This window comes from Photobacterium sp. (genome assembly GCF_057456235.1).
On record NZ_JBVCPH010000012.1, the window covers coordinates 93,557 to 119,905 of the forward strand.

Consider the following 26,349-nt stretch of genomic DNA (forward strand, 5'->3'; position numbering starts at 1 on the left):
ACAACTTTAACGCTTTTTTAGCAATCAAGTCTATTGCTGAAAAGCATGTTTGACCTATTCATCTGGATGCAAAAGAAATTAACCCTATTCGTCCGGAGCTTACCCTGTGTGCCAGTAGGTATTCACTGCAACTGGCCAAAAATTCAGATAGAAACTCTTAACGTAAACGGAAAGATAAAGAGAGAATGGTGAACAAGTCTCCGAAAACAACAAAGGGGCCATGTGGCCCCTTTACGCAGAATTATTGATTATTTACCGTACCGACGATTTTTTATGGCTCTCTTCGTACATCCGCTCAATTTCCTGGTGGTAACGATCATGAATGACCTTACGACGCAGTTTCTGGGTCGGCGTCAGCTCGCCTTTATCCATCGAGAATGATTTAGACAGCAAGGTGAATTTCTTCACCTGCTCAAAGCGCGCCAGATCTTTTTGCAACTCTATCACACGCTTCTCAATCAACTCCACAATCTGGTTATGTTTCACTAGTTCAAGGCGATCGTGATATTTAATGTTCAGCTCGCGGGCATGCGCTTCCAGAGTGTCGAAGCAAGGTACAATCAGTGCAGAGACAAATTTACGGGTATCAGCAATCACGGCAATCTGCTCGATAAAGTGATCTTTACCGATCGTTCCTTCGATGACCTGGGGTGCAATATATTTACCGCCAGAGGTCTTCATCAGCTCTTTTATACGATCGGTGATAAACAGGTTGCCCTGCTCATCGAAACGTCCCGCATCACCGGTTTTTAAGAAGCCATCTTCGGTAAAGTTCTTCGCGGTTTCTTCCGGCATTTTATAGTAGCCGCGCATCACCATCGGGCCACGGACCAGGATTTCATCGTTCTCGCCGATCTTCACTTCAGCACCCGGCATTGACATACCGATAGAATCAGGATTAAAACACTGATCATCCCAGCATGATACGGTCGCCGTGGTTTCGGTCATACCATAGCCAAGCTTAACGTTAATGCCTATTGCGTGAAAGAAACGGCCAATCCCAGCGTCTAACTTTGCCCCGCCACAAGGCATGAATTTGATCTGTCCGCCCAGCAGATCACGCAGCTTAGCCAGGACCAGTTTATCAGCCAGTTTATAGCTTTTTTTCAGCATCACTGACGGCTGGCGTTTTTCCTGCTGGCAGGCCGCCATACGCGCCCCCATATTCACCGCCCAGGTAAAGATCACCTTACGGTGAAAAGGTGCACGCGCGACTTTATCATGAACCGCAGAGTAGATTTTCTCGTACACCCGAGGAACCGCAGCCATGACATTCGGCTTTATTTCGACCAGAGCTTCACGCACCTTGTTGGTGTCGGCCAGATAGCAGTTGACCGCACCACGGTGCAAGACAAAAAACGTCCATGCCCGTTCAAAAACATGAGAAAGCGGCAAGAAACACAGTGATGTATCACCTTCGTCCAGAGCCAGATTCTGATCATGGCCTTCAAGCTGAGACGCAATATTGGCGTAATCCAGCATCACGCCTTTAGGTGTTCCTGTTGTGCCGGAGGTATAGATCAGAGTCAGCAGATCATCCATCGCTTTAGAGTCCAAACGATGTTCAAGTTCAGCTTCTAAGTCGGGGGTAGCACAAGCTATAAAGTCATTGAAATGACAGACTAATGGGTGATCAGATAAGATCACATCATCAGCCAGCGCAACAATGCGCTCCAGTTGAGGGCATTGCTCGATCATGTCAACAGCCGCATCGTGTTGCGCCTGCTCACCGACAAACAGGATACGCACATCGGCATTGTTGATAATATAAGCCGACTGCTGCGGAGTATTGGTTGGGTAGATAGGTACGGTGACACAGCGATTATACAAAGCCGCGACATCAGCAATGGTCCAGCGGGGCATATTATTGGAAAAAATACCGACTTTATCCTGAACGTTCAGCCCTTGCGCCAACATGGCTAATGCCAGTTGTTGGATCTGCTCGCCAAACTCAGCCCATGAAATATCCTGCCACTGGCCTTCAACCTGATGACGTAAAGCAACCTGATCGCCTAAACGGGCGATCTGGGTACGAATTCGATTTACTATGTGATAGTCGTGTTCGGCCATAACTACTCTGCTATTCTAGCTTACACTTGTAAGCCCACTTGAGCTGAGAAGTCTACCTTTGATGTAAATAAAGGCAACTATAAAGGGCCACTATTTATCTTTTTTGCTATTTCGTTCTCAGTACCAGCCCTTATCCCTACAGGCTTTATACGAGTGATTAATAGAATGACTACAAGTATAAGAAAGTACGGCCATTCTGTTACACCCATTCCTTCAACAAGCCGGGCTACCCTGTACGACAAAAATTGCAATGATGCTAATTACATCGATTATCTGACCATTCAGAAAATTAAGGGATTTGGAGTCAATCGACTAAACCAGAAATTGAAACATGAGCATAAATAAAAAGCCGGCTGGCGCCGGCTTTTAAGAAAATCAGAAAGAGGAATTGCCACATATGGTGAGCAGCTGATCACGCATCCAGATATGGCCTTTATCTTTTTGCGAAGATTCATGCCAGCTCAGATAACCACTAATGGAGGCCGACTCAAACGGTAAAGGCAACACTTTTAACTGCAGGTTTTCGGCAACAGATTCCGCTAGCCAGCGAGGGGCGACAGCAATCAGTTCAGATTGGCCAACCATATACATGATATTACTCAGACTAGCGCCCTGGTAAACCTCCTGATATGAGGTGTGCTGATTATAGATATGATCGGCAAACATCTTCACGCCCGGCTGAGACTTGAGTACCGCATGCGTTTCTGAGGCAAACATCACTTCAGAAATCGAGTCTCCGCTGATCCTCGGATGGTTACCTGCCGCAATGACGACCAGCTCATCGCTGAATAATTCGCTACTGCAAAAACCCGGATCATCAAAGCGAACGTAGTCGATCACAAAATCAATCTCCTGATAACGCATTTTTTTCGTTAGCTCTGCATCAAATTCCGCTTCAAACTGCATTCGTAAATTCGGCGCCTGCTTTGTCACATTACGCAGGATCCGAGGAGCAAAACGCATATCCGACGGGCTGCAAATCGCCAGCTTAAAAGTACGAGTTGAGCTTTCAGGCGAGAAGATTGACGAAGGCAGTTCATTCTTCACCAGCTGCAGTGCCTGGCGGATTGGACCAAACAGCTGCTTAGCACGCTGCGTTGGCTGGATACCTCGACCATGACGAATAAAGAGTTCATCATTAAACATCACCTTTAAACGAGCAACCGCGTTACTTACCGCAGGCTGAGACATACCCAGGCTGTGCGCTGCTCGGGTGATGTTCTGCTCTTGCATAACGGCGTCAAATACTGTCAATAAATTAAGATCAACACTTCTTAAATTTGACTCTGTCTTGTAACTATCAGCAGGGTGAATAAACGAATTGCTACGTGTCATATGTTGCCTCTAAATGAAGTTATCCGGGCGCATCCGTTATGCCATCGCTGAATTAAAGAACCGAAATTTTGTTCTCAATTAAGTTTACCCAATACCGGGATGCACTAGTATCATTCAAATAGATTGATGTAACCAATAGCTGAAAATCGGCAAGTGTAAGCAAATATAAACCACACGCAAGAAATCCAAAATAAATCATTAAGTATCAATAACTTGAAAACAAATAAAAAGACCTAAAATAACTATAAATAAAATAAAGATGTAATTACAATCGGAAAATGTCACTTTTTTGTCCGATTATCATGACGCTTAAACGTCACCATTTCAGGTTTAAAAAACAATTAATTAGTTTGAGTGATTAATTATCGGCGCTAAGAAGGGCCTTAATACCGGATCATTTCGGCCATCGCGGACCAAGCAAATAAAGACATTCAATACGACACCAGGGATACAACTTAATCGCAGTAAAAAAACGAGGCACTGTTAATTGCCAGTGCCTCGTTTTCGTTGCTCTTTGTGACTGGCCACTCTCAGCCGTTAACCATCAGGCCGCCAGTGCTTCATGCTTACGCACTAAACCAAAATCCGCCAGAATGGCGTAAGCCGCCGGGATCATAAACAACACCAGCAGGGTCGATGTAAAAATACCGAACACAATAGAAACGACCAAAGGTTGAATAACCTGAGCCTGTAAACTGGTTTCCAGCAATAGAGGCAACAGGCCTGCTGCGGTTGTCAGCGACGTTAAGAAAACCGCCCGAAAACGCTCTCTACTGGCTTTCACCACCGCGTCGTGGACACTGTCACCGTCATCAAGATGGTGACGAATATATTGCACCAGCAGAATCGAGTCATTCACCACCACCCCCGCCAATGATACAAATCCCATAATACTTGGCATACTCAGTGCGTAACCCAACAACCAATGGCCCCAGAGTACCCCTATAGCCGCAAGCGGGATCGCCAGCAAGACCACAAAAGGTTCCAGGTAGCTGCGGAACTGGAAGCTGAGGATCACGAACACACCGAAGATCCCCAATGCAAAACCAATGCCCATTGACTGGCCCGTCTCAGCGGTATCCTTCGCCTCACCTTCAAAGTCAAACCTCAGCCCGGGATACGTCTGCTGCAACTGTGGCATCAAACGGTTGCGAAATTCCTTCAGCACTTCAGCCGAACTGATCTTGCTGCTCTCCAGATCACCAAACACACTCAGGGTTCGTAACCCGTTCACCCGTTGGATCCGGACATAATTGCGTTGGTGTTCCAATCTCGTCACCGAGGCCAGCGGGATCTGGCTGCCATTACCGAGGATAATGGGAAAACTGGCGAGGATTTGCAGGCTGGCCGCTTCCTGCTTATCAAAACGTACTTCTACCTCTATATTTTCCGGACCGAGCTGAATTTCATCGGCGGTCCGGCCAAAATAAGCAGCCCGCAGCTGAGAAGCGATCATTTGCCCGTCGACACCAAAATTTTCAGCCCCGGGACGCAACGTCACCAGCACCTCCGGCTTCCCCATCCGCATATCATCCAGCACGCCGGACACCCCATCAAACTCATTGAGGAAGCGCTGAATGTCAATCGATGCCGCCTTCAGCTGATCCAGATCATCATGCTGCATGCGAATTTCAACCGCCCGTCCGCCCGGCCCCATGATCGGCTGCTTAAAGACCAGAGACACCGGATCGGCGATGACGCCGACCTCTTCCCGCCAGGCCGCAATGAAATCATCGATCATCGTATTGCGCGACTCTGCACTCAGTAAATCGAGCCGAACTGTCGCCACATGAGGACCATTTTCATCAGCATCGGCATTGAAGTTGTATTGCTCGGTAATATGCTCAACGAGAATTTGACCGTCTTCTTTACTGGCACTCCATTGCTGATTGAGCTTTTCTGCCGCCACCACTATCTGCTGTACGACTTTTTCAGTCTGAGCCAGCGACGAACCCGGCGGTAAAATCACCCGCGCTTCAGCAATATCACCGTCCAGTTCAGGAAAACCGATAAATTTCAAAGCGCCGCCGGCAAGAAGTGACAATGAGATAAACAGCATCGCAATCACACTGCCGAGGAACAGATATCGCCAGCGTACAACGGCCTCTACGGCAGTCACCAGCTGCTTCTGGCGAAATGCTTCGAATTTATTTAAGAACCAGGTTTTGAAGGCTAAGTTCGGTTTTTCCCCTTTGGCACCACGGCCTTGCTCGCGCTGTTTTGTTAGGGAATGACTTAAATGGTGCGGCAAAATCAAAAACGCCTCGACCAGACTTAAGGTCAGTACCAGAATTAGCACCTGAGGCACCACCTTCAGTACCGCCCCCATTTCGCCTTGAAGAAACAGTAAGCTACCGAAAATACAGACAGTCGTGAGATAGGATGACAGTACCCCGGGGAAGACTTTTTTCACCCCGTTGGTCACCGCCTCGGTAACCGGCTGACCGCGTTCGAGATGGGCGGCAATGGATTCAGCGATCACAATCGCATCATCCATCATAATACCAATCGCCATTAACAGGGCGACCAATGACATGATATTGATGGATAACCCCAACCCTGCCATGAGAAACAGACTGCCGAGAAAGGCGACAGGCAATCCCGCCGCCACCCAGAATGAATAGCGGAAAGTGAAAAACAGCCACATAGTGGCAAACACCAATGTCACCCCTTGCCAGCCATTTCTGACCATCATGGTTAAGCGATCCCACAGCAGCGATGACAAGTCATTGGTCATACTGAGAGTGACACCGGTTGGGGCGATCTGGTTTTCATCTTCGACAAACTGTGCGACCCGCTCTTTAATACGCAGGGCATCGTCCGCTTTATTCTTACTCACCTTCAATATCGCGGAGGGCTGGCTATCAAACAGGATCTTTTGTTCATCGAGCTTAAAACGATCGGTAAGCGTCGCGATATCGCCAAGTCGCAACACACCCCCTTCACTGTCTGCGCCGATAACGGTTTGTGCCAGGGCCGCGGGTGTGATCTTTTGTTCATCAAAGCGGATCAATAAATTCTTATCGCCGAGCTCGATGTTTCCGCTCGGTAATGTAATATTCTGCCGTGCCAGACGGTCAGCAACATCACCGACACTCACCCCCAACTGGCGTAATGAGGCTTCTTTGAGCTCGATCCGGATCTGGTGATCGGAAAAACCACTCACCGCCACTAAAGAGACCCCATAATCGAGCTTTAGCTTGCGTTTGAGCTGTTCGGCATACGCTTTCAGCTGCGGCCAGCTGGTATCGGCATTAATCGCCACATCGACGACCGGCTCATTCCAGTCCAGCTCACGGACAATCGGAGATTCAATCTCGTTAGGAAAATCATTAATTGCATTGATTTGAGTTTGTACATCCACCAGCATCCGCGACACGATATCGCTGTGGGTCAACTTTAAGATCAAAGAAGCCGAGCCTTCTACGGCTTCACAGCGGGTTTCCACGATATTGGCCAGCCCGTCAACAGCATCTTCCATCCGCATACAGATACTCTCTTCCACCTCTTGTGGTGAAGCGCCGGGATAGGCCACCGAGGCGATGATGTAGGCAGGTGAAAATTCAGGGAAAGTTTCCCGTTTAATTTGCGGCAGTGAAACCAGGCCAAGAAGCAGCAAGGTCAGCATCAACAAGTTAGCGGCCGTCGGATGACGCGCGAAATAACGGATCATAACGTCAGATCCTCTGCCGGGGTTGCTTTTTCTGACAATGCCCCTTCCATCGACAACGCTTCTTCCACCGCTTCACCATTCAGACTGACGATCCTGACCGCCATCCCCGATACCGCAGGTAGCAAATCGTTAGTGATCAGTTGTTGCTGATCCGCCAGCTCGCCGCTGATGGCAACGACCCCATCTCGGCGAAACAGAACCTTAACTGGCTGAATTTTCAACACATCCCCGTTAATGCCATTATTTCCAACCAGATAGACATGATCGCCATGCAACGCCCGCTCGGGAACGATCCAGTGGGCATTCGCCTGGCCTTCAATTTTCGCTTCGACAAACATACCGTTAACTAATGGGGGGGCTGTTTCCGGTGATAATTGACTGTAATCCTGGGCAACTTCCAGGATCACCCCTACCGTGGCTTGGTTGGCATTGACGGTATCACTGATACGGGTCACGTTTGCCGGCCATTGCTGGATAAAACTGCCGCTGGAAAGCCGGATGCTAGCAGTCAGATCAAGCTGATCCCCCCGTGGGCGCCCATCGGCGTGGGCGGTATACTGAGTCAGGCTTGAGGCCAGTACCTGCATATCATGCAGGGCAACCTGTGCATCGATCTCGACCTTATTGATGCCATGAGCCACCAGCATCGACTGCTGCAGGTTGACCACCTGATCCTGTTCAATATCGACACTGGAAATTCGCACATCAATCGGCAAAACAATGACCGTTTTTTCCAGCGAGCGTTTAGCTTCCGCCTGACGAGATTGATTGATCTGTAACTGCGCGAGTGTCACCTTGCGTTCACTGGGTAACACGATCAGCTGGTTTTCAATATCCTGCACGTTTTTCTGGCTGGCAAGATAGGCTTGCTTTTCTAAATCCAGCGCTGACTGGGAAGCCAGCCCTTTCCGGCGCAACTCTTCCTTGCGGGCCACTTCTTTTTGGCTGATCGCTAGGCGGTTACGTTCAATTTTTAGTGTCGCCTTGAGGTTCTGCTGCTCCTGATCTAACTTGGCCAGTTGTGCCTGGCTGGAGCTGATATCCGCCTCGGCCTGAGCCAGCGTCAATTCATAATCCCGCGGATCAATTTTGATAATGACCGTTCCGGCATCCAGCACCCGGCCTTTTTCTAAATCAGGATGACGATAGACAACTTTACCGGTTACCTGGGCAATCGCCTGCCATTCAACCTTCGGTTTTACCCGGCCAAAACCACTGACCACAGGAGCCAAAGGCTGCTGCTGCAAGCTAATCACATCAACCGCCCGCGCCCGGTTTGCCGCCGGTTTCACTCCGGGGGAGGGGCGCATTTTGATAGCCAGAGCCAGCACCAGAACACCCAGTAAAATGGTGGGAACAAGCAGTAACTTCCGGTTGCTTTTCACGTGTCATCATCTCCTTGCTCAGCCAGGATCCCTTGCATCAGTACCTTGACATTGTGATCAGCCAATTCCATTAAATAGGCTTCATTGATGGATAGAAACCTTGCAGTAAGGCAGCGCGACAAACAATTTTTTGCCTGACGCAACCAAACAGGTTCTGGTATCAGACTCTCCGACGGGACGACCTGCCTTCGCGATCATCATGTCGTAACCCACTCATTATTAATTATTTGATTAATAATCTACGCTACAAATAACAATGTTGTTCACTGCTTTTAGTCACTCCAATATAAGCAAATGATTAATGACTAACCGTGCTCCCCTTCATCATCTCAGCAATTAGATCCCTTCCTGTTACAATTATGCAAACACCGGAATATGCCGAAGTCACACCGGAAGTAACAGAGATCCACCGCGGTGAAAGTCATTGCCATTATCTACGGGTCCCCTCTCACACTCAAGCACTTAAAAATCAGCAAGATAGCAATTATCGAAAAATAAATAATCAATTAATGGTTGACGTTTGTCCTGTCTATTTGGTATTCATTTGTTAACCAACTTTGTGGATATCATTTAAAAAATGAAAAATCGTTTCTCTCTACTCCTAAGCCTCCTCCTTATCGTGAACAGTTCGCGCGGGTAGCTTATGGTGAGAAACACCACTAAGAATTTAAAAAACCCGCGCAATCAGCGCGGGTTTTTTCATATACAGGGCCAGCGCAAGCGGATGCAGACAATGCCAACTCAAAGGCAGGCCAACAAAAAAGGATGTTGCAATGAAAGATCAGGTCATTATTTTCGATACCACCTTGCGCGATGGTGAACAGGCGCTATCTGCCAGCCTTACGGTTAAGGAAAAACTTCAAATCGCTTATGCGCTGGAGCGCCTGGGTGTTGACGTGATCGAAGCCGGCTTCCCGATCTCCTCACCGGGTGATTTCGAATCGGTACAAACCATTGCTAAACACATCAAAAACAGCCGGATCTGTGCCCTGTCGCGGGCTGTTGCAAAAGACATTGATGTCGCCGCCGAGTCACTGAAAGTCGCCGAGGCATTTCGCATCCATACTTTCATTTCTACTTCTACTATTCACGTCCAGGACAAGCTGCGCCGCAGCTATGATGATGTCATCGAAATGGGTGTTGCTGCGGTAAAACGCGCCCGTAATTATACCGATGATGTGGAATTTTCTTGTGAAGACGCTGGCCGTACGCCGATTGACAACCTGTGCCGGATGGTCGAAGCCGCCATCAAGGCCGGCGCCAGCACCATCAATATCCCGGACACCGTGGGCTATACCCTGCCCAACGAATTTGCCGGCATCATCACACAGCTGTTTGATCGCGTGCCGAACATCGACCAGGCGATTATTTCCGTTCACTGCCATGACGATCTGGGCATGTCGGTTGCCAACTCGATGGCGGCGGTGCAGGCAGGAGCCCGTCAGGTCGAAGGAACGATTAACGGCCTGGGCGAACGTGCCGGTAACTGTTCGCTGGAAGAAATTGCGATGATCATCAAGACCCGCGCTGACTTTCTGGGGGTTCACACCAACATCAAACACGACGAAATTCACCGCACCAGCAAACTGGTCAGCCAGCTTTGTAATATGCCGATCCAGGCGAATAAGGCGATTGTCGGTGCCAATGCATTCAGTCACTCCTCGGGGATCCACCAGGATGGCATGATAAAGAACAAAAATACTTACGAGATCATGACCCCTGAATCGATCGGCCTGAAAAACCAGGCACTGAACCTAACCAGCCGTTCAGGCCGCGCTGCGGTTAAAAACCATATGGATGCACTGGGTTACACCGAAAATGATTACAATCTTGATACGTTATACACCGACTTCCTGAAGCTGGCCGATCGCAAGGGGCAGGTGTTTGACTACGATCTGGAAGCGCTGATGTACTTTGCCAACCTGCGTGATGAAGATGACTTTTTCAAGCTGAATTATCTGAGTGTGCAGTCTGGCAGCATCATGGCGACCACCAGCATTAAATTACAATGTGGTGATGAAGAGAAATGTGAAGCTGCGGTTGGTAACGGGCCGGTTGACGCGCTATACCAGTGTATCTACCGCTTAACCGGCTATGAAATCGTGCTGGACAAGTTTGATTTGACCGCCAAAGGCGAAGGCGAAGATGGCCTGGGCCAGGCCGACATCATTGCGAACTACAAAGGCCGTAAATATCACGGTACCGGTCTGGCTACCGATATTGTTGAAGCCTCGGGGCAGGCTCTGCTTCACGTAATCAATAGCATCTACCGCGCAGATCAGATAGCTGAAATCAAAGAACGCGTTGCGACGGTTTAACCAAACAACCTTATTCAAAGTTAGCTTGATTCAACGCTATTTGGTGCAAGAACACAGAGAAAACGTGGAGTTTATAAGGATAAATGAGCACTTTCGATACCGTGCTTGTACGAAATAGCAAAGATGCAAGTTAACGAAAACAGAAATCAAAAATGGAGACAGCATAACCATGGCAGGTACATATAAAATAGCGGTTCTACCGGGCGACGGTATAGGCCCGGAAGTCATGCAACAGGCGCATAAAGTAATGGATGCGATTGAAGAAAAGTTCGGTTTCACTCTAGAGCGTTCAGAGCACGATGTCGGCGGTATTGCGATTGACAACCATGGCTGTCCGCTTCCCGAATCAACCATGCAAGGCTGTGAAGCATCAGATGCGATTCTGTTTGGCTCTGTCGGTGGCCCGAAATGGGAACACCTGCCACCAAACGATCAGCCTGAGCGTGGGGCGTTACTGCCGTTGCGGAAGCATTTCCAGCTGTTCTGCAACCTGCGTCCGGCACAAATTCACAGCGGCTTAGAAAGCTTCTCGCCATTGCGTGCCGATATCTCCGAACGTGGTTTCGATATTGTGGTTGTCCGTGAGCTGACCGGCGGTATCTACTTCGGCCAACCAAAAGGGCGGGAAGGCGAAGGCCCGCAAGAGAAAGCATTTGATACGGAAGTTTACCACCGCTACGAAATCGAGCGTATTGCGCGTATTGCCTTTGAATCGGCACGGCTGCGCGATAAAAACGTCTACTCAATCGACAAAGCCAATGTACTGCAGAGCTCTATTCTATGGCGTGAAGTCGTCGAGGAAGTGGCAAAAGAGTACCCGGATGTCACGCTGAACCACATGTACATCGATAATGCGACCATGCAGCTGATCAAAGATCCGTCACAGTTCGACGTGATGCTCTGCTCAAACATCTTTGGTGACATCATCTCTGACGAATGCGCAATGATCACCGGTTCAATGGGCATGCTGCCTTCGGCCAGCCTGAACCAGGACAAGTTCGGTATGTATGAGCCGGCCGGCGGGTCAGCGCCGGATATCGCGGGGAAGAACATTGCTAACCCGGTCGCGCAGATCTTATCTGCAGCCCTGATGCTGCGTTACAGCTTGGGTGAAGAACAAGCCGCACGTGCCATTGAACAAGCCGTATCTCAAGCACTTGAAGCCGGCGAGCTTACCGCCGACCTAGCCGGCAAAGGGGAAGCACTGAGTACCAGCGAAATGGGCGATAAAATCGCTGCATACATTCGCCAAGCCTAAGCACCACCGATTCAAGGAGCATTGAGCATGTCTGTAAAAGCAAAAAACGGAACATCAAAAACACTGTATGAAAAAGTCTACGATGCCCACGTCGCGGTAGCAGCTGAAGGTGAAACCCCGATTCTGTATATCGATCGCCATCTGGTCCATGAAGTTACCTCACCGCAAGCTTTTGATGGCTTGCGTGAAAAGGGCCGTAAAGTTCGCCAGATCGGCAAGACTTTCGCGACGATGGATCACAACGTTTCAACCCAGACCAAAGACATTAATGCATCGGGTGAAATGGCTCGGATCCAGATGGAAACACTAGCAAAAAACTGTCAAGAGTTTGGTGTCACCCTATATGACCTGAACCATAAATATCAAGGCATTGTCCACGTCATGGGGCCTGAGCTGGGGATCACCCTGCCGGGTATGACCATTGTCTGTGGTGACTCGCACACCGCCACCCACGGTGCATTTGGCTCCCTGGCATTTGGTATCGGCACATCAGAAGTCGAGCATGTACTGGCAACACAGACCCTGAAGCAGGACCGGGCTAAAACGATGAAAATCGAAGTCAGAGGCAAGGTTGCTGAAGGCATTACGGCCAAAGACATCGTGCTGGCGATTATCGGTAAAACCACCGCATCTGGCGGTACCGGGTATGTGGTGGAGTTCTGCGGTGAAGCCATCACCGATCTGACCATGGAGGGGCGTATGACCGTCTGTAACATGGCCATTGAACTGGGTGCAAAAGCCGGTCTGATCGCCCCGGACCAGACCACCTTTGACTACATTAAAGATCGTAAGTTTGCCCCTGTCGGTGCGAACTATGAAGCGGCAGTCGAATACTGGAAGAGCCTGAAAACCGATGATGACGCTGAGTTTGATGCCGTTGTGACCTTAGATGCAAAAGCGATCAAACCTCAAGTCACCTGGGGAACCAATCCGGGTCAAGTTATTGCTATTGATGAATTAATACCAGGCCCTGACAACTTCACCGATCAAGTAGATAAAACCTCAGCAGAAAAAGCACTGGCCTACATGGGGTTAGAAGCAGGCAAGAAATTATCTGACTTCAACATCGATAAAGTCTTTATCGGTTCTTGCACCAACTCTCGAATCGAAGACATGCGTGCAGCGGCGGCGATTGCCAAAGGGCGCAAAGTCGCAGCCAGTGTTCAGGCTCTGGTGGTTCCGGGATCGGAACAAGTAAAAGCCCAAGCTGAGAAAGAAGGGCTGGATAAAATCTTCATTGAAGCCGGGTTTGAATGGCGCCTGCCGGGTTGCTCAATGTGTCTGGCGATGAACAATGACCGTTTAGGGCCAAAAGAGCGCTGTGCGTCAACCAGTAACCGTAACTTCGAAGGTCGCCAGGGTCGTGATGGTCGAACGCATCTGGTGAGTCCGGCAATGGCTGCGGCAGCAGCATGTGCCGGCCACTTTGTTGATATCCGCGACTTAGATAACGCAACGGCTTAATCAGGAAGGAACGAACAATGACAGGTTTTAAACAGCACACAGGATTAGTGGTTCCACTTGATACCGCGAATATTGATACCGATGCGATCATTCCTAAGCAGTTTTTGCAAAAAGTAACACGCACAGGGTTTGGTAAGCACCTGTTCCATGACTGGCGCTTTTTAGATGATGCCGGCGAGCAACCGAATCCGGAGTTTGTGATGAACTACCCGCGTTATCAGGGAGCCAGTATCCTGCTGGCTCGGGAAAACTTCGGTTGTGGCTCATCCCGTGAACATGCCCCATGGGCACTGGCTGATTACGGCATTCAAGTGATGATTGCGCCCAGCTTTGCCGATATTTTCTATGGCAACTCAATCAACAACCAAATGGTGCCGGTTCGCCTGACAGAGCAGGAAGTCGATGAGCTATTCCACTACGTTGAAGCTAACGAAGGTGCCGAGATCACCGTCGATCTGGAAGCGATGTCAGTGACCGCTAACGGCAAGTCGTATTCATTCGAAATTGATGAATTCCGTCGCCACTGCTTGCTGAACGGCCTTGATAACATTGGTCTGACCCTGCAGCATGAAGACGAAATCACGGAATACGAAAACAACATTCCGTCATTTCTTGTTTAACGTAAGCAATCACTAACCCAAGGCGCTCTGTCTGAGCGCCTTTTCTTTATACCTAAGCCGTTGAATGCTAGCTTTTAGCCACAATAAGGGAACAACGATGCGCACCTTACTTTCGCTATGCCTGTTAATGGTGTCGAATAGTCTTTGGGCAGCCCCAAAAGCCGATCTGTGGCCTTACTGGCAGCAAAGCAATGAAGCCAATAGCACCGCAGTTTCCCATGTCCTCTGGCAACAACTGCTGGACAAGTATCTCGTGCAGCAACCTCAGCAGACGTTGTTTCGCTACCGCGCAGTTTCCGCCAATGATAAGTGGGATCTTGACCGCTATATCCGCTCCCTCACCGCCAGCGATCCCCTTAAGTATCGAAAAAGCGAGCAATTTGCCTACTGGGTTAACCTCTACAATGCGCTCACCGTCCGACTGATCCTGGATAATTACCCGCTGAAATCGATCACCAAACTGGGTGGGTTCTTCACTTTCGGACCTTGGGATGAGGATCTGATCACCATCAATGGCAAACAATTGTCACTCAATGACATAGAGCACCGTATTTTACGCCCGATCTGGCAAGATCCGCGTATCCATTATGTCGTCAATTGTGCCAGCCTGGGGTGCCCGGATCTTCAGCCTCAGGCCTTTACTGCCAGCAATAGCGAAGACTTACTTGACCAGGCCGCCATCCGCTTTGTGAACAGCACCAAGGGCGTTCAGCTGACAGGCGATAAAGTCCGCCTTTCCTCTATCTATGACTGGTATGGCGAGGATTTTGGTAATAAGGCCGCACTGCAAAATCACCTGAATCAATACTGGAAAGGGGCTCCAGTGGAACTTAACCACATCAGCTATGATTACGACTGGGCGCTGAATGAAACAGAATAAGACAGTGCACGCCATTAAATCAGCACAGGCGTATTACGCTGGCAACAGACTGCTTAGCGCATTACAATAGCTACCGTTCTCATTGGGGAGTCGATGTTGTTTAAGCAACTAAGGCTGAGATTGCTGACGCAGAACCCATTGAACCTGAACCAGGTCATACTGGCGTAGGAATTGAGAAAATAGCCGCTGCTTGTTTTACCAGAGCAAAAGCATCAGACAACACCTTCTCAACCTTCGCTCACTTGAAATAATTGTCCCGCAGGATGTTGGGCATCAGGAGCGCATCGTGAAAAAACGACTACCAATTCTTTCTCTGTCTTTATTAGCCGCAAGCTCGGCATGGGCCAGTGACAATACCTTAACGGTCTATACCTACAGCTCATTTGCATCAGACTGGGGACCGGGCCCGGCCATCGAAAAAGCCTTTGAAGCCCAATGCAATTGTAACCTTGAGTTCGTCGCCCTTGATGACGGGGTGTCGATCCTAAACCGTGTCCGCCTGGAAGGCCGCAGCACCAAAGCGGACATCTTGCTGGGGTTAGATAACAACCTGATGGCGGAAGCCAAGCAAACAGGCTTACTGGCCGTACATAATGTCGATACCGGTGCCGTTGACCTCCCCAATGGCTGGAGTGATACAACCTTTGTTCCGTACGACTACGGCTATTTTGCCTTTGTCTATGACTCGGAAAAGCTAACTAACCCGCCCAAGAGCCTGGCAGAGCTGATCCAACGTGATGATATCAGCGTGATCTATCAAGATCCCCGCACGTCGACACCGGGGCAAGGCCTGATGCTGTGGATGAAGTCGGTCTATGGCGATAAGGCAACCGATGCCTGGCAGCAGCTGGCAAAGAAAACAGTCACCGTCACCAAGGGCTGGTCTGAAGCTTACAACATGTTCCTTAAAGGGGAATCTGACATGGTGCTGTCTTACACCACGTCTCCGGCTTATCACATCATTGCTGACAAAGAGATCAAATACCGGGCCGCAGAATTCAGTGAAGGTCACTACATGCAGGTTGAAGTGGCGGCTAAGCTGAAAAACAGTCCAAATGCCAAACTGGCCGATCAGTTCATGACGTTTATTCTGAGTGATGAGTTCCAGTCTGCAATGCCAACCGGTAACTGGATGTACCCTGTCACCAAACAAGCATTACCGGCAGGTTTTGAGCAATTAACCCTGCCCGAGAAAGCCTTGCAATTCAGTGCAAAGGAAGTGGCATCACAACGTCGCGGCTGGATCCGCGAATGGCAGAATGCCCTTACGCAATAGCGCTGCTACATCCCTCCACTGAGCGCTCTGACTGAAGAGCGCTTACAAAAAAAGAATATTATCAATAATGGTCACTGACTTTTGAATACCCGTTTTCGTGCTTCACTGCCCGGCATGATCACCGCCGGGCTGATCGCCATCGTGGTGATCAGTGCCATCACCGCGTTGATCAGTCAGGCGACCGACTTTGACTCTCTGAAGATCTGGCAAGACCCCTATCTGCGCCACGTGGCGGGATTCAGCTTTTATCAGGCTTTGCTCTCGACCTTGCTCAGCGTAATGCCGGCTATTCCGGTTGCCTATGCGCTGTCGCGTCGGCAGTTTTTCGGCCGTAGCTTATTGCTGCGGTTATTTGCGATGACTCTGGTGCTACCGGTACTGGTTGCGGTCTTTGGCCTGCTGGCGATTTACGGCAAAAGCGGCCTGCTGGCTGCCATACTGGGCATCTGGCAGCAGCCGCTACCGTTTAACCTTTATGGCTTAAACGGCATTTTGCTGGCGCATGTGTTCCTTAACTTACCGTTAGCCACCCGTCTGTTACTGCAAAGTATCGAAGGGATCCCTTTTGAACAGCATAAACTGGCAGCCCATCTGGGTATTACGGGCTGGAGTAAGTTCCGCCTAATTGCCTGGCCGCGCTTAAGGCAACAGCTGCCTCATGTGATTGGTCTGGTTTTCATGCTCTGCTTTACCAGTTTTGCGGTGATTATGTCACTGGGCGGCGGGCCAAAAGCCACCACCATCGAGCTGGCAATTTATCAGGCGTTGCGCTATGACTTCGACCTGGCAGCCGGAGCCGTTCTGGCGTTGTGGCAAATGCTGATTTGCTGCAGCCTAGTGTTATTCACCCTGCGATTTGCGAAACCACTTTCAACCCTGACGGGCTCGGTGGCAGAGCACCAACCTAATTATCTCGACAATCGACGGGCAAAAATCTGGGACTGGAGCTGGATCAGCCTAGCCCTGCTGCTCGTTCTGCCGCCCTTACTCGCCGTCATTGGTGCCGGGCTCAACAGTAAACTTCCCCAGCAACTGGCCGAGCCCGCGCTGTGGCAAGCCATCGCAAATTCACTCAGGATCGCGGTGGTTTCCTGCCTGATCGCCGTCTTCAGTGGTCTCGCTATCTTACTGACCAGTCGCCACTGGCGCCTGCACAATAAAAGACTTCGTGCTGATGGAATAGAACTGCTCGGCACCATTATTCTGGTTACCCCCAGCTTAGTGCTCAGCACCGGGATCTTTTTGCTGCTGCGCCAGTATACCGATGTCTTTGCCACCGCTCTTTGGGTGATTATCTTCGTCAATGCGTTAATGGCTCTGCCATATGTGATAAAAACCCTGAGCCAGCCAATGCTCCATGTCGCTCAGCAATACAATCCATTGTGCCAGAGCCTGGGAATGAGCGGCCTGTCACGCCTGCGGCTGGTTGAGTGGCGCGCCCTGCGCAAACCGATCGCCCAGGCTCTGGCGATCGGTTTTGTGCTCTCGCTCGGTGATTTAGGGGCTATCGCCTTATTTGGCAGTCAGGATTTCCAGACCCTTCCTCTGTATCTGTTTCAGCTGTTGGGAAGTTATCAGATGGATGCCGCAGCCGTGGCGGCCTTGCTGCTGCTATTACTCAGCCTCGGATTATTTACCTTGGTCGAGAAAGTTCTTATTTCTGATCATAAAAAGTAGAAGTCATCATGCTCAAACTCAATCACTTATGTCACCACTATGTACACCCCGGCCAGTCAGCCCAGAATAGAATACAACCTATGGTATTCGACCTGCAGGCTGAAAAAGGCGATATCGTGGCATTGATCGGCCCTAGCGGAGCCGGGAAAAGTACCTTGTTAGCCATGGTGGCGGGTTTTCTTAACCCTGACAGCGGTGAATTGCACATTGCCGGGCAGCCGATAACAAGCCAAACGCCCGCCGAGCGTCCGCTCTCCATTTTGTTTCAGGATCACAACCTGTTCCCCCACCTTACAGTGTTTGAAAACATCGGCCTTGGGATCCACCCCGGATTAAAGCTAAGCCGGGAAGATAAAGAGAATATAGTCGTCGCGGCATCTCGGGTGGGAATAAGCAAGTATCTCGACCGCCTGCCGGAACAACTCTCCGGCGGGCAGAAACAGCGGGTGGCGCTGGCACGCTGCCTGATCCGGCAGCAACCCTTACTGTTACTCGATGAGCCGTTCTCGGCGCTCGATCCGGCGCTGCGCAAAGAAATGCTAACACTGGTAAAAAGCCTCGCAAAAGAGCAGCAAATCACCGTACTGATGGTCACCCACAGCCCCGAAGATGCCCTGAAAATTGCCAATAAATGCGCGTTCATCTATGAGGGGCAAGTGACGGTGTCAGGCCCGACGCGGCAAGTGCTGGTCGAGCCTGAAGATGAAGCATTGAAGAAGTACTTAGGTATTTAAGATGTGTGAGGTTCTATGGTTCGATGGTTCTATGGTTCTATGGTTCTATGGTTCTATGGTTCTATGGTTCTGCAAGTTTGCTCTAAAGCCCCATACGGTCAATAAGAGCAACAACAAACACCGCCACAGAACCACAGGGCCACTGGACCGCTTTTCCCTTTACTACAAATTCTCTTCCGCAAATTCAGCAAGACGACTGCGGACAACCCCATTGAGGTAGATGTTGGCACTGCCTTCAAAGTGTTTAAAGCGTTCGACAATATAGGTTAAGCCCGATGTAACGGGTGAGAGATAACTGGAGTCAATCTGAGACAGGTTACCGGAACAGACCAGTTTGGTACCTTCACCGCAACGGGTAATGATCGTTTTGATTTGTGAAGCCGTTAAGTTCTGGCATTCATCCAGCAATACAAACGCATTCTGAATTGAACGGCCACGCATGAAGTTAATGGATTTGAACTGAATATTGGCTTTCTCAAAGATATATTTCATTGAGCCATCAGTACAAACATCGTTTTTATGTAGCGCTTCCATAGTATCTGTTACCGCCGCTAACCACGGCATCATTTTTTCTTCTTCCGTCCCCGGTAAGAAACCAATAGATTCGGCAATTTCCGGAGTGTTACGGGTGACAATAATCTTGTCATACATGCTTTTTTCAATCACCAGCTCCAGCGCGGCGGCCATTGCCAGAATCGTCTTACCGCACCCGGCCGGACCGGTCAGAATGACCAGATCAATATCAGGGTCGAGCATCGCATCCAGCGCCATTCCCTGATAGACATTTTTAGGGTGGATCCCCCATGCCTGGCGGTGCATCAATCGCTCATGACCCAGATCTTTGACCGTGACCGTTGCACCATCAATACTGTCGATCCGGCCCGCAAAATCATCTCCGTCATCAAGAAGGTACTGATTAAGATAAGGAGCCTCAAACAGCTCTGTCGGCAAGGTATGCACGGTGGCACGCCCGCGGCTTTCCGTCTGACACTCCCCGACCCGATCCCAAAACAGCCCGTCAAATTGATGAAAACCTTTACTTAATAATTTTACATCATCAATAAGCTGATCAGAGCGATAATCCTCAACCTTATAGACGCCGGCACCTTTGGCGCGCAGCCGCATATTGATATCTTTGGTTACCAATACGACTTCGCGCGGAGCATAGTGAGATTGCAGGTACAGAACCCCGTTAAGAATCCGGTTATCGCCGGCCTTATCAGCAAATGCGTGCACCATTTCTTTGATCGTGTAATCGGCAAAAATAGCAACCGTCCCTTTATGACCGCCATCATGAGTAAAAGGAATTCCGGCAGAAATCTGCTCGGGGGTGGCATCGTGGAAGATATCTTCCAGCGCGCGGATGGCTACCCGAGCATCGCGGGAAACATCACGTTTACTGTCTTTAATCCGATCGAGCTCCTCCAGTACCGTCATCGGAATAACGACATCGTGCTCGTGGAAAGAATAAATCGCGAGAGGTTCATGAAGTAGAATATTGGTATCAAGTACAAAGATTTTCCGTGCATAATCGTCCATAAGCACCTCCTTGGTAGCATCCTGATAGCAAAATAAATTGCCACTACACTTAAACGTACGTCAAAACACGGTAGTTACTATTAAAGACCGGAGATCATGAAATAAATGTGACAAAAATACTGTGACGGATTTGGGCAACTTTCGCCGTGACCTCAATCACATCATGCAGTAACATGACTCCCCTTTTTACCGATGCGAATTCTGGCTTACACTTAATCTCAGTGTAGCCCAAAGATCACAAAGCGTCGGGCTTCACATTTTCCTTAATATCAAATAATTAGAAGGTTTTTACCGCTATGCCATTTGCTTTGGGCCAACGTTGGATCAGTGATACAGAGAGTGATTTAGGTTTAGGCACTGTCGTTGCAGCAGATGCCCGTACTGTCTCCCTGATGTTCTCCGCCAGTGAAGAGAGCCGCTTGTATGCACGCCATGATGCTCCTGTTACCCGTGTAATGTTTAATATTGGTGATGTGGTTGAAAGCCATGAAGGCTGGTCACTAAACGTTGAAAACGTTGAAGAAAGTGGTGGCGTCTTTACCTATATCGGTACCCGCACAGACACCGGGGAAGAGAACGTTACACTGCGTGAAATTTTCCTCTGCCACCAAATCCGTTTTAACAAACCGCAGGATAAATTATTTGCCGGCCAGATCGATCGTATGGATCGGTTTGCCCTGCGTTACCGCGCGCTAAAAAATCAGTACGAACAACATAAAAGTCCGCTTCGGGGCCTGTGTGGTATGCGTGCCGGTTTAATCCCGCATCAGTTATACATCGCCCATGAAGTCGGTCGTCGTTACGCACCACGCGTGCTGCTGGCCGATGAAGTCGGCTTAGGTAAAACCATTGAAGCGGGCATGATCATCCACCAGCAAATACTGTCAGGCCGTGCCGAGCGCATCCTGATCCTGGTGCCGGAAACGCTTCAGCATCAATGGCTGGTTGAGATGATGCGTCGCTTTAATCTCCACTTTTCAATTTTTGACGAAGAACGCTGCGTTGAAGCCTATGCCGATGCGTCAAACCCGTTTGAGACCGCGCAATACGTGCTGTGTTCGCTGGACTTCCTGCGTAAGAGCCGCCGCCGTTTTGAGCAGGCTCTGGACGCTGACTGGGATCTGCTGGTCGTCGATGAAGCGCACCACCTGGAGTGGAGCGAAGACAAACCGAGCCGCCAGTATCAGGTGGTAGAGGCATTATCCGAAAAAACCCCTGGCGTACTGTTGCTCACCGCAACTCCGGAGCAACTTGGCCACGAAAGCCACTTCGCCCGTCTGCGCCTGCTCGATCCGGATCGTTTCTACGATTATGGCGCTTTTGTTGAAGAAGAGCGCCAGTACGCACCGGTAGCCGAAGCCGTCTCCCGCCTGTTGTCCGGCGAACAACTGGACCATGATGCCAAAGAGAGCCTGACAGCGCTGCTGTCAGAGCAAGATATCGAGCCGATGCTGCGTATTATCGAATCTGGCGAGATCGATAATGAACAATCACAGACGGTACGCCATGAGCTGATCGATAACCTGATGGACCGTCACGGTACCGGCCGCGTGCTGTTCCGTAATACTCGGGCGGCGATCAAAGGCTTCCCGCAGCGCCACCTGAATATGTACCCGCTGCCACTACCGAACCAGTATCAGACGGCAATGCGTGTCGCTGGCATGATGTCAGGCAAAGTGCCAAGCGAACAAAAAGCAATTAAACTGCTTTATCCGGAAGATATTTATCAGGAGTTTGAAGGGGAATCAGCAACCTGGTGGAACTTCGATCCGCGCGTAAACTGGCTGCTTGATATGCTGAAAGCCAATCGCAGCGAGAAGGTACTTGTCATTTGCTCCCGCGCCCAGACTGCGCTGACCCTGGAGCAGGCACTTCGCGAGCGTGAAGGTATTCGTGCCTCCGTGTTCCATGAAGGGATGTCTATCATCGAACGCGATAAAGCCGCCGCTTACTTCGCCCAGGAAGATGAAGGGGCTCAGGTACTGCTCTGTTCAGAAATTGGTTCGGAAGGCCGTAACTTCCAGTTTGCCAATCAGCTGGTGATGTTTGATCTGCCGATCAACCCGGATCTGCTGGAGCAACGTATCGGTCGCCTTGACCGTATCGGCCAGCTGCGTGATATTGAAATTCACGTACCACACCTGCAAGGCACGTCGCAGGCGCTGCTGGCTCGCTGGTATAACGAAGGCCTGAATGTTTTTGAAGAAACCTGTCCGACCGGCCGGGCGGTATATGAAGCGGTAAGAGATGACTTGATTGAGCTGCTGGCCAGCGAGAGTCACGACGCCGATGTACTGGAAAGCCTGATCGAGCAGAGTGCGGCGATGCATCAGTCGCTGAAAGCCAAACTGGAACAAGGCCGCGATCGCCTGCTAGAGATCCACTCCAACGGCGGGGAAAAAGCACGCGAACTCAGCGAGCAAATTGCCGCTAAAGACGGGGATACCAATCTGGTTGCCTTTGCACTGGGTCTGTTTGATACCATTGGCCTGAATCAAGACGACAAAGGTGAGAATGCGATTGTCGTAACGCCATCTGAGCATATGATGGTCGCCAGCTACCCGGGGCTACCATACGATGGCTGCACCATCACCTTTGAGCGCGACACCGCGCTGTCACGTGAAGACCTGCACTTTCTTAGCTGGGAACACCCGATGATCCAGGGCGGTATCGACTTACTGTTGTCTGAAGGCGTTGGTACCACGGCGGTTTCTCTGTTGAAAAACAAAGCCCTGCCTGCCGGCACCCTGCTGCTTGAACTGGTTTATGTGGTCGACGCTCAAGCACCGAAACAATCGGGCATTGGCCGCTTCCTGCCACAGACCCCTATTCGGATCTTACTGGATGCCAAAGGGAATAACCTGTCGGCGAAAGTGGAGTTTGAAGGCTTTAACCGTCAGCTAAGTCCGGTTAACCGCCATTTAGCCAGCAAACTGGTCAACTCGGTGCAAAAAGAGATCCATGTCCTGATTGCTCAGGCTGAGCAAGAAATCGTCAAAGAGCAAGTCACAGTACGTGAAGCGGCTCAGGCTGACATGGAAACCAGCCTGCGGGCAGAGCTGAATCGCCTCCGGGCTCTGAAAGCGGTCAACCCGAATATCCGTGACGATGAACTGGAACTGATCGAAAGCCAGATCCAGGATCTGACCGGTTATATCAGTAAAGCTCAGGTACAGCTGGATTCATTGCGTCTGATTGTGGTCAGCCACAACTAATTCACTTGCTTTCAGTTCATGTGAAGCCGCGTGATGCTCAGTATCATGCGGCTTTTATGTTAGTATTCCGATGACACCCATTGTGCTTACTTCCACCTACATCATTCGAGTAACTCATGAAACCATTGCCATTGCTGGACTACAATCCACCCGTCGAACCCTGGCTGGATGTACTTCACCTCGATCGCGATATCATTGCCCTGAACAAGCCTTCGGGACTGCTTTCAAATCCGGGGCGGGATCCGGCGCATTATGACAGTGTGCTTAGCCGAGTTCTGCGTGACTACCCGCACGCCCAGATTATCCACCGCCTTGACATGGCGACCTCTGGCTTGATTGTCCTGGCCCTAAATAAAAATGCCGAACGCCACCTGAAAATCCAGTTCCAAAAACGCCAGACTCAAAAAATCTACTACGCCCGGGTGTGGGGCCACTTAAAACAAGATACCGGCACGATTGACCTGCCACTCGTTTGCGACTGGCCAAACCGCCCGAAACAGAAAGTCTGCTTTGAAGATGGCAAACCGTCGGTTACTCATTACGAGGTAGTCGCACGGGAAGAGAACGCCACCCTGGTTCGCCTGCAACCGATTACCGGCCGTTCGCACCAGCTCCGGGTACATCTGCTGGCATTAGGCCACCCTATTCTGGGGGATCGTTTCTACGCCCACGATGAAGCCAGAACAATGGCTCCTCGCCTGCAGCTGCACGCCGCAGAACTGACATTCGCACATCCTTATACCGAACAGCCGATGCACCTGTTTGCCCCATGCAGTTTCTTTCCTGAGGCGCCAGAAAAAACTCTCGAATTGCCCGCTGCAGTTCAATAATATCAACGTTTCTGGGTCTGTGTCTGTTTCGACATAATTGCCGCAATGTTGATACATAAACAGACCCGGGTTGAGACTTCATCCGGATTTGATATAAATGACTCCTCTTACAACCAAATCGGATCAACTGACATGGAAACTATCGTCTTTCTCGATCGCGCCACGATTCCCGCTCATATCCCAATGCCGCAGCCAGCCTTTGCACACCGGTGGCTTGAATACCCTGCCACCGATGCGAGCCAGCTCGTTGAGCGCCTGCAGGACGCCACCATTGTGATCGTCAACAAGGTGGTTCTTGATGCCGATATCCTGTGTCAGTTACCACAGCTCAAAATGGTGGCAGTGGCGGCGACAGGCACCAATAACGTCGATCTCGATTATTGTCACCAAAATCAGATCACCGTGGCTAACATCCGAGGCTACGCCACCCGATCGGTACCGGAACATGTCATTGGGTTAATGTTTGCGCTGCGACGTAATTTAGTCGGATATCATCAGGATATTCAGGCCGGTGTCTGGCAGCAAAAAAAACAATTCTGTTTTTTTACTCACCCGATTGGGGATATTGCAGGATCGACGCTGGGCATCATCGGCCATGGCGGGCTCGGACAGGCGGTCGCTACATTAGCGACTGCACTGGACATGCAGGTGTTGTTTGCCGAACACAAAGGAAGAGTCGCTTGTCGTGAAGGCTACACCCCATTTGACGAGGTACTGGCGCAAGCCGATGTCCTGACGCTGCATTGTCCGTTAAACGAGCAGACAACCAACCTGATTGGCTCAGCCGAGCTGGATAAGATGAAATCTACCAGCATCTTAATCAATACCGGGAGAGGGGGGTTAGTTGATGAGGCCGCCCTGGTCGCAGCATTAAAAAATGGCACGATTGCCGGTGCGGGTGTCGATGTCTTTACCCAGGAGCCCGCAGACAGCAGCAATCCTCTCGTCGCCAATGCGGAACTGCCCACGCTTTTACTGACCCCTCATGTTGCCTGGGGTTCAGACTCCTCAATTCAGGCGCTGGCTAACCAGCTTATCGACAATCTCAATGCCTTTATCGCCGGTAAACCGCAAAATGTCATGTAATACCAACCCCTTCGTTATCAAACCATTCCGATGGTTAATGGACTCGGCATAGAAACGGGAGCAAAAGCTCCCGTTATCAACCCGCCCGGTAGAACTACAGGTTAACTATTTGAAACCATTTTCTTTACGGAGCAGGTCATAAGCCGCCTGCAACTCTTGCGCCTTCTGCTTAGCCATCTCCCTCATTTCCGGCGGCAGGCCTTTCGCCGCCAGCTTATCCGGATGGTGCTCATTCATCTGCTTACGATACGCTCGTTTGACATCCTGAGCCGATGCTCCATCAGTCACTCCCAGCAGCTCATAGGCATCCGCCACTTGATCACGCGTCGGAGCCTGCTGGTAAGCACCTTGCTGCTGACCTTGCTGATTAAAGCCACCCTGCTGAAAACGAAACGCCGCTTCTTGCATGTGCAAGCGTCGCTCTAGCTGCTGCGAAGAGAAACCTAAACTACGGGCTATAACATGCAGTAACTGGCGTTCACTCGGGTGTAATATACCGTCGGCAAACGCAGCCTGGATCTGTAACTCTAGGAAAAACTGTAATAAATCAGCGCGTCCAGCACAATTTCGGCGGACACTAGAAAGTGTTTCGTCAAGCAGGAAGCTCTCTCCCTTCCCTTCTCTGAAGGCATTTTGCGCCTGACGGCGAGATTCGCCATGCAGCCCCATACGATCCATAATGGCGCTGGCCACCCGGATTTCATCTTCAGTAACCCGGCCTTTCGATTTGGCCATATGGCCCATCACCGCAAAACCCGCGTAGAAAAACTCCGCCTGGCGCTCAGCGCTATTGGCTTGATGCGAACCAAAACGGCCAAAACCGCCACTGCGATAAATATTTGTTCGGGCTTTATCGAACTTATGGCCTAAAAACAGGCCTAAAAACAATCCAAATGGACCACCAAGAAGGAAGCCAAAAAATGCGCCTAAAAGCTTACCCCACACCTGCATTCTGTACTCTCTGGTAATTTGCTAAATTTATTCATGGT

At 50.2% G+C, this 26,349-nt stretch carries 17 protein-coding genes and 1 riboswitch; of the genes, 11 read left to right on the plus strand and 6 right to left on the minus strand.

The window, feature by feature from the left end; translation table 11 throughout:
- Positions 1-252: 252 nt before the first annotated feature.
- The 4 genes from AC2204_RS14170 to AC2204_RS14185 all read right to left on the minus strand — a co-directional run bounded on the left by AC2204_RS14170 (position 253) and on the right by AC2204_RS14185 (position 8,463).
- On the minus strand, positions 253-2,070 hold the full coding sequence (locus tag AC2204_RS14170; protein WP_318926328.1) for an AMP-dependent synthetase/ligase: 1,818 nt from the start codon (positions 2,068-2,070) through the stop codon (positions 253-255).
- 375 nt (positions 2,071-2,445) lie between these two features.
- A complete protein-coding gene (gene leuO, locus AC2204_RS14175) occupies positions 2,446-3,405 on the minus strand; it encodes a transcriptional regulator LeuO (RefSeq protein WP_318926329.1) in 960 nt (319 codons plus the stop codon).
- Positions 3,406-3,949: 544 nt separating this feature from the next.
- Entirely contained in the window at positions 3,950-7,078 is a 3,129-nt protein-coding gene (locus AC2204_RS14180) for an efflux RND transporter permease subunit (protein WP_318926330.1), read from the minus strand.
- A complete protein-coding gene (locus AC2204_RS14185; protein WP_318926331.1) occupies positions 7,075-8,463 on the minus strand; it encodes an efflux RND transporter periplasmic adaptor subunit in 1,389 nt (462 codons plus the stop codon). The genes AC2204_RS14180 and AC2204_RS14185 overlap by 4 nt, the downstream gene beginning before the upstream one ends.
- Positions 8,464-9,236: 773 nt before the next feature.
- Between AC2204_RS14185 and leuA the strand changes: the two genes are divergently transcribed.
- The 8 genes from leuA (at position 9,237) to thiQ (ending at position 18,690) form a co-directional block, all read left to right on the plus strand.
- On the plus strand, positions 9,237-10,781 hold the full coding sequence (gene leuA, locus AC2204_RS14190) for a 2-isopropylmalate synthase (protein ID WP_318926332.1): 1,545 nt from the start codon (positions 9,237-9,239) through the stop codon (positions 10,779-10,781).
- 169 nt (positions 10,782-10,950) lie between these two features.
- Positions 10,951-12,039 (plus strand): 3-isopropylmalate dehydrogenase, encoded by a 1,089-nt coding sequence (gene leuB, locus AC2204_RS14195; protein WP_318926333.1) that lies wholly within the window; start codon positions 10,951-10,953, stop codon positions 12,037-12,039.
- Positions 12,040-12,066: 27 nt separating this feature from the next.
- Positions 12,067-13,503 carry a 3-isopropylmalate dehydratase large subunit gene (leuC, locus tag AC2204_RS14200; protein WP_318926334.1) on the plus strand — a complete coding sequence of 479 codons (1,437 nt, stop codon included), beginning with the start codon at positions 12,067-12,069 and terminating at the stop codon, positions 13,501-13,503.
- Positions 13,504-13,520: 17 nt separating this feature from the next.
- Positions 13,521-14,123 carry a 3-isopropylmalate dehydratase small subunit gene (leuD, locus tag AC2204_RS14205; protein ID WP_318926335.1) on the plus strand — a complete coding sequence of 201 codons (603 nt, stop codon included), beginning with the start codon at positions 13,521-13,523 and terminating at the stop codon, positions 14,121-14,123.
- Between the two features lie 97 nt (positions 14,124-14,220).
- Positions 14,221-15,003, plus strand: coding sequence for a DUF547 domain-containing protein (locus AC2204_RS14210; protein ID WP_318926336.1), 783 nt, complete (start codon positions 14,221-14,223; stop codon positions 15,001-15,003).
- 73 nt (positions 15,004-15,076) lie between these two features.
- A riboswitch (TPP riboswitch) is annotated at positions 15,077-15,191 on the plus strand.
- A gap of 98 nt (positions 15,192-15,289) precedes the next feature.
- Entirely contained in the window at positions 15,290-16,279 is a 990-nt protein-coding gene (thiB, locus tag AC2204_RS14215) for a thiamine ABC transporter substrate binding subunit (protein WP_318926337.1), read from the plus strand.
- A gap of 81 nt (positions 16,280-16,360) precedes the next feature.
- The gene (thiP, locus tag AC2204_RS14220; protein ID WP_413466706.1) at positions 16,361-17,956 is read left to right on the plus strand and encodes a thiamine/thiamine pyrophosphate ABC transporter permease ThiP; all 1,596 of its coding nucleotides are present in this window, start codon (positions 16,361-16,363) and stop codon (positions 17,954-17,956) included.
- Between the two features lie 8 nt (positions 17,957-17,964).
- On the plus strand, positions 17,965-18,690 hold the full coding sequence (thiQ, locus tag AC2204_RS14225) for a thiamine ABC transporter ATP-binding protein (RefSeq protein WP_318926338.1): 726 nt from the start codon (positions 17,965-17,967) through the stop codon (positions 18,688-18,690).
- 162 nt (positions 18,691-18,852) lie between these two features.
- On the opposite strand, the gene AC2204_RS14230 is transcribed toward thiQ, so the two are convergent.
- Positions 18,853-20,229 carry a PhoH family protein gene (locus tag AC2204_RS14230; protein ID WP_318926339.1) on the minus strand — a complete coding sequence of 459 codons (1,377 nt, stop codon included), beginning with the start codon at positions 20,227-20,229 and terminating at the stop codon, positions 18,853-18,855.
- A 296-nt stretch (positions 20,230-20,525) separates the two neighbouring features.
- On the opposite strand from AC2204_RS14230, the gene rapA reads away from it, so the two are divergent.
- The 3 genes from rapA to AC2204_RS14245 all read left to right on the plus strand — a co-directional run bounded on the left by rapA (position 20,526) and on the right by AC2204_RS14245 (position 25,360).
- Positions 20,526-23,444, plus strand: coding sequence for an RNA polymerase-associated protein RapA (rapA, locus tag AC2204_RS14235; RefSeq protein WP_318926340.1), 2,919 nt, complete (start codon positions 20,526-20,528; stop codon positions 23,442-23,444).
- A 116-nt stretch (positions 23,445-23,560) separates the two neighbouring features.
- On the plus strand, positions 23,561-24,274 hold the full coding sequence (gene rluA, locus AC2204_RS14240; protein ID WP_318926341.1) for a bifunctional tRNA pseudouridine(32) synthase/23S rRNA pseudouridine(746) synthase RluA: 714 nt from the start codon (positions 23,561-23,563) through the stop codon (positions 24,272-24,274).
- A gap of 132 nt (positions 24,275-24,406) precedes the next feature.
- Positions 24,407-25,360 carry a D-2-hydroxyacid dehydrogenase gene (locus AC2204_RS14245; protein ID WP_318926342.1) on the plus strand — a complete coding sequence of 318 codons (954 nt, stop codon included), beginning with the start codon at positions 24,407-24,409 and terminating at the stop codon, positions 25,358-25,360.
- A 105-nt stretch (positions 25,361-25,465) separates the two neighbouring features.
- On the opposite strand, the gene djlA is transcribed toward AC2204_RS14245, so the two are convergent.
- Entirely contained in the window at positions 25,466-26,311 is an 846-nt protein-coding gene (gene djlA / locus AC2204_RS14250; RefSeq protein WP_318926343.1) for a co-chaperone DjlA, read from the minus strand.
- Positions 26,312-26,349: the final 38 nt, after the last annotated feature.